At 64.4% G+C, this 5555-nt stretch carries 6 protein-coding genes; 2 read left to right on the forward strand and 4 right to left on the reverse strand.

Translation table 11 applies throughout. From position 1 onward, the window contains the following. The first annotated feature begins 98 nt into the window (after positions 1–98). Both PHE40_RS10385 and PHE40_RS10390 read left to right on the forward strand, forming a co-directional pair. A complete protein-coding gene (locus PHE40_RS10385; protein WP_299961488.1) occupies positions 99–839 on the forward strand; it encodes a polysaccharide deacetylase family protein in 741 nt (246 codons plus the stop codon). Further along, positions 832–1257, forward strand: a complete 426-nt coding sequence (locus tag PHE40_RS10390; RefSeq protein WP_299961489.1) for an N-acetyltransferase — start codon at positions 832–834, stop codon at positions 1255–1257. Before PHE40_RS10385 ends, PHE40_RS10390 begins: the two co-directional genes overlap by 8 nt. A 534-nt stretch (positions 1258–1791) precedes the next feature. Here the strand turns inward: PHE40_RS10390 and PHE40_RS10395 are convergent. From PHE40_RS10395 to mnmG, 4 genes are all read right to left on the reverse strand, one after another. Then, entirely contained in the window at positions 1792–2667 is an 876-nt protein-coding gene (locus tag PHE40_RS10395; protein WP_299961490.1) for a ParB/RepB/Spo0J family partition protein, read from the reverse strand. Continuing rightward, positions 2664–3470, reverse strand: a complete 807-nt coding sequence (locus tag PHE40_RS10400; RefSeq protein ID WP_299961491.1) for a ParA family protein — start codon at positions 3468–3470, stop codon at positions 2664–2666. Before PHE40_RS10400 ends, PHE40_RS10395 begins: the two co-directional genes overlap by 4 nt. Next, positions 3439–4026 (reverse strand): 16S rRNA (guanine(527)-N(7))-methyltransferase RsmG, encoded by a 588-nt coding sequence (rsmG, locus tag PHE40_RS10405; RefSeq protein WP_299961493.1) that lies wholly within the window; start codon positions 4024–4026, stop codon positions 3439–3441. The genes PHE40_RS10400 and rsmG overlap by 32 nt, the downstream gene beginning before the upstream one ends. Continuing rightward, positions 4023–5555: tRNA uridine-5-carboxymethylaminomethyl(34) synthesis enzyme MnmG (gene mnmG / locus PHE40_RS10410; RefSeq protein ID WP_299961495.1), on the reverse strand; the 1533-nt coding region annotated here is incomplete at its 5' end. The genes mnmG and rsmG, both read right to left, overlap by 4 nt.

Below are 5555 nucleotides of genomic sequence, written 5' to 3' on the forward strand. Positions count from 1 at the left end.
TTACGCGGCGAAAATAGCGCGCGGTTGTGAAACCCGCGGCATACGCTTAATGGCCGGGACTGTGCCGGGCATTTACGCCTGGCGGCGGGTGGTTTGCGATGTGCGAGGTTTGCGGGGCGGTTTCGCGGCGGGCTTTTTGTGGCGGCGCGCTGGCGCTGACGATGGGGCGCGCGGCGCTGGCGGGCGGGCGTCCACCGGGGCTTCTGGAGCCTGGCTTGCGGGTAAAGGGCGCGGGTGGCGGGCGCACGGTGGCGGTGAGCCTGGATGCGTGCCCCGGGTGGTTCGACCGGCGGATTGCCGATGTGCTGGTCGCGAAGGCGATACCGGCCACGATTTTTGTGACGGCGGTGTGGATGCGCTGGAACCCGGAGGGGCTGGCTTATTTTCTGGCCCGGCCGGATATTTTCACGCTGGAGAACCATGGGGCCAGGCATCTGCCGCCGGTATTGGGGGATGCGCGCGTGTATGGGCTGGCGCCCGCCGGGACGGTGGAGGCGATCCGCGCCGAGGTGCTGGACGGGGCGGCGGCTGTGGAGAAGGTGACCGGCCGCCGGCCGCAGTGGTACCGCGGGGCGGCGGGGCTTTATAGCCCGGCGGCGATTCCGGTGATCGAGGCGCTGGGGTTCAAGGTGGCGGGGTATTCGCTGAACGCGGATCAGGGCGCCTCATTACCGCCGGAGATTGTCGCGCGGCGGCTGGAGGCGGCGAAGGATGGGGATGTGACGGAAGGGCATATCAACCAGCCGCGCCGGGCCAGCGGAGCGGGAATTGCCGAGGGGCTAGCGGCGTTGCAGGCGGCGGGCGTGCGGTTTGTGGGGCTTGAGACGGCTTATGGCTGAACTGCGGCTGAGCGTGACCGCGGACCCGTCGGCGCAGGCCCGCGCGGTGCTGGTGGCGGGACTGGCCGGGTTTCATGAGACTTTACTGGGTCCGGCGGATGCGATGCCGCTGGGTGTGTTTTTGCGTGACGGGCGCGATGCGGTGCAAGGCGGGCTCTGGGGGCGCAGCGGGCATGGCTGGCTGTTTGTGGAATTATTATTCGTGGCCGAGGCAATGCGCGGACGCGGGCTGGGGGCGCAGTTGCTCGCCGCCGCCGAGGATGAGGCACGCGCGCGCAGCTGCGGCGGGGTGTGGCTGGATACGATGAACCCGGCGGCGCTGCGGTTTTATCTGCGCCATGGGTATGAGAGTTTTGGCGAGCTGGCGGATTATCCCGCGGGGAACCGGCGGGTATTTTTACGCAAGCGGCTGGGGTGACATCCCCTTGCACGCCGCCACCAGTCCATCCCTCTGGTTAAAAGCCTTGTGCAAAAACATAACAACCCCCTGGTCAGGATGAGACCTGCTCTCGCGCCGCTCAATCACCTCCCTCATGACCCCCCACGGTCACCGCCGCCCTAGAGCCTGATTGGTTTAAGTGTGATCAGGCTCTGGTTATTTTTCCGAGGGCGATTCACGCTTTCGGCTCGCTTATACCAGCCCGCCAAGCGCTTGACTCTCTGGGTTTGGTGGCGGGCTGGTATAAGCTCTTGATTTTACGCGCGGCCGCCCCACCAGCCCCGCGCGCATACCAGTCAGCCTTAAGGCTGACTGGTATTAGCTGAGCGAACCTCAAACGATCGCGCTCTAGGCAACCACCGCCTGAACCCCAAACCGCGCCCAAATTCACCTCGTTGTTTTTTCAAAACAATCACCCGTTTTTTCTGGGGATAACTTTTTTTTATTTAACAAATTCAATAGTATGGCTTGTTGATAACAGGGATATGCTCCACGTGGAGCATACCCCGATTTTCAACCGTTCAGCAGCGCCAGCAGCGAGTCCATCTGGTCCAGATTGGCGTAATGCAGCGTAATCGTCCCACTCCGCCCATTAAACCCGATCTTCACCTTCACCCCCAGCCGCTCGGTCAAATTCTCCGCCAACGCCTCAACCTCACTATCCATCCGGCGCTCCGGCGGCGGCTTAATCAATGACCGCCCCTTAATCGAGCGCCCCAGATTATTCACAAACTCCTCCGCCTGCCGCACGGAGAGCTCCTTATCCAGCACCACCTTCGCCCCCTTCAGCGGGTCAGGATGTGCCAACAGCGCCTTGGCATGGCCCATGGAGAGGCTCCCATCGCGCACCATCCCCAACACCTGCGGCGGCAATTTCAACACCCGCAGCACATTGCCGATATGCCCGCGTGACTTGCCAACAACATCCCCCAGCGATTCCTGGCTGAGATGAAACTCCGTGATCAACCGCTGATACCCCTCGGCCTCCTCCACCGGGTTCAAATCCTCGCGCTGCAAATTTTCCACCAGCCCGGCAGCCATCGCATCCGCGTCGCTCAGCTCGCGCACCAGCACCGGCACCTCATGCAGACTCACCTTCTGCGCCGCCCGCCACCGCCGCTCACCGGCAATAATCTGGTACTGCCCCGGGCTGCCAGGCTTGGGGCGCACCAGCAACGGCTGCAAAATCCCGCGCTGTTTCACCGAGTCCGCCAACTCCTGCAACGCCGTCTCGTCCATGTCCTGGCGCGGCTGATACGGACTCGGCTCCAGCAGGTCCACCGGCAACGCCTGCACCCCCGGCGCATTCACGCTCGTTGGCACCGCCACATCCCCCAGCAGTGCCGCCAGGCCCCGCCCCAACCGTTTTGGCTGTTCTTTCGCACTCATACCGCAGCTCCCTTCCTCATCCGCGACCGTCTCAAAAACTCCGCCGCCAGCGCCAGATACGCCTGCGCCCCCACCGAGCGGAAATCATACAACAACACCGGCAGCCCATGGCTCGGCGCCTCGGTAATCCGTACATTGCGCGGGATCACCGTATCGAACACCACGGCGCCAAAATGCCCGCGCACATCGTTGCTCACCTGCTCGGAGAGATTATTGCGCTTGTCCGTCATGGTCAGAACAATCCCCTCCACCGCCAGTTTCGGATTCAGGCCCCGCTTCACCCTATCGATGGTCCGCATCAGCTGCGAAATCCCCTCCAGCGCAAAAAACTCCGCCTGCAACGGTACCAGCACCGCATCCGCCGCCACCAACGCATTCAGGGTCAGCAACCCCATGCCCGGCGGGCAGTCAATAAACACGGTGTCCACCGCGCAGTCTCCCGCCAGCGCATCCCGCAGCAAAAACTCCCGGCGCTCTGTCTGGCTAAACTCCAAATCAGCGCCGATCAAATCTTCCACCGCGGGCACGATGCTCAAATTCTCCACCCCGCACGGCAGCGTCAGCGCCGCCAGCGCGCCATCCCCGGCCAGCAGCGCATAGCTGCCACCTTGGCGGATCGCACGGTCAATTCCCAATCCGGTACTGGCATTGCCCTGCGGATCAACATCGATCAGCAGCACCTTCTTCCCACCCACAGCCAGGGCGGCGGCAAGATTGATGGCGGTGGTGGTTTTCCCCACCCCGCCTTTCTGGTTCACAACGGCGATGATCCTAGGGCGCGGCGGCTTTACTTGTTCCAACATGGCGGATCTGGCTCACTTTCAGGATGCACGCGTCTGCATCTAAGGCCGATGCAAAGCGCTCGGCCTCCATGTGCCAGACCGCCCTTGCGGCCGTCAATTCAACTTCGGCGCCACGCCCCTTCGGGAACAGGCAAACACCGTTTTCCGCCAGATGCGGCGCCGCCAAACCCAGCAATTTATCCAGCGGCGCCAGCGCCCGGGCTGTCACCAGCGGTGCCGGCCGCGTCTTCGCCGCCTCAATGCGCGTATTCAGAACTTTCACCGGCGCCGCCAAAATCCGCGCCGCTTCCATCAAAAACGCCGCCTTGCGGGTGTCGGACTCAATCAACGTAAATTCGATCCCCGTCACAACGGCCAGCACCATGCCCGGAAATCCGGCGCCAGAGCCCAGATCAGTCGCCCGCGTCACCCCGGCCGGAATATGCGCCACCAGCTCCAGGGAGTCCCGCACATGCCGCTCCCAAATGTGCGCCAGATCCCCCTTGCTCACCAGGTTGATCTTTGGCGACCATTTCGCCACCAGCCCCGCGAACTGGCGCAAGCGTTCCTCGCTCATACCGCCCGCCTTGCCTTCTTCAGCACGCCAAAAATCGCCCCCAGCGCCGCCGGTGTCATCCCTTCAATCCGCCCCGCTACGCTCAAATTCTGCGGCCGCACCCGCTCCAGCTTCTCGCGCAGCTCGTTGGAGAGCCCGCCCACAAGGGCATAATCAAACCCGCCGGGGATCAACACCGCCTCGTCGCGCGCCCGGGCCTTAATCTCGTTTTCCTGCCGGTTGAGATACCCGGCATAATGCAAATCCGCGCGCAAAATCTCCGCCCCGCGGGAATGCCCCTCCGGCCTGCCGGCATACCCCGCAATCTCAGCCTCAAGCGCTGCAAACACCCTGGCCCGCTCAGCCCCCACGCAACCCCAGCCCAGCCCCAGCGGTGTGAGCCGCAGCTCGGCATTATCCGCCCGCAGCAGCAGCCGGTACTCCGCCCGTGAGGTGAACATGCGGTACGGCTCCGTCACCCCTTGCGTCACCAGATCATCAATCAGCACCCCGATATACGCCTGCTCCCGGCCCAAGCTCACCGGCGCACCGCCGCCAGCGGCCCGCGCGGCGTTCAGCCCGGCCACCAGCCCCTGCGCGCCCGCTTCCTCATACCCTGTGGTGCCGTTGATCTGCCCGGCCAGATACAGCCCCGGCAGCGCCTTCACCTGCAACCCATGGTCCAGCGCGCGCGGGTCCACATAATCATACTCCACCGCATAGCCTGGCCGCAGGATTTTGGCGTGCTCCAGCCCTGGGATGGAGTGCATCAGCAGCTCCTGCACATCCTCGGGCAGCGAGGTGGAAATCCCGTTAGGATACACGGTGTCATCATCCAGCCCCTCCGGCTCCAGAAAAATCTGATGCCCCGGCTTCTCGGCGAACCGCACCACCTTATCCTCGATGGAGGGGCAATAGCGCGGCCCCTTCCCCGCGATATTCCCGCCATACACCGCCGATTTATGGATATTGTCGCGGATGATCGCATGCGTCAGCTCCGTGGTGCCGGTAATCCGGCAGGAGATCTGCGGGTTGGTCACGCGCGCGGTCAGGCTGGAGAAACACTCCGGCGGGTCCTCGCCCTTGTCCTCGGCCAGGCCGTCCCAGTCGATGCTCTGCTTGTCCAGCCGTGGCGGCGTCCCGGTTTTCAGCCGCCCCAGCGGCAGGTTGAGGCCCAGCAGCGCCTCGGCCAGCCCCACCGCCGGGGCATCGCCAATCCGCCCGCCAGGCGCCATCACATTGCCGAAATGCAGCACGCCGCGCAAAAAAGTCCCGGTGGTGAGCACCGCCGCCGCGCAGGAAAACGCCCGCCCGTCCGCCGTGGTCACCCCGCTCAACCGGCCGGAGGCATCGCGCAGCAGCCCCGCCGCCTCGCCCTCCACAATGGTCAAATTCTCCTGCGCCGCCAGCATCGCCTGGATGGCGTTGCGATACAGCTTGCGATCCGCCTGCGCCCGCGGCCCGCGCACCGCCGGCCCCTTGGTGCGGTTGAGCAGTTTGAAGTGAATGCACGCCGCATCCGCCGCCCTGCCCATCAGGCCATCCAGCGC

Origin of the sequence: Acidocella sp. (assembly GCF_028687955.1) — a bacterium.
Classification (GTDB): Bacteria; Pseudomonadota; Alphaproteobacteria; order Acetobacterales; family Acetobacteraceae; genus Acidocella.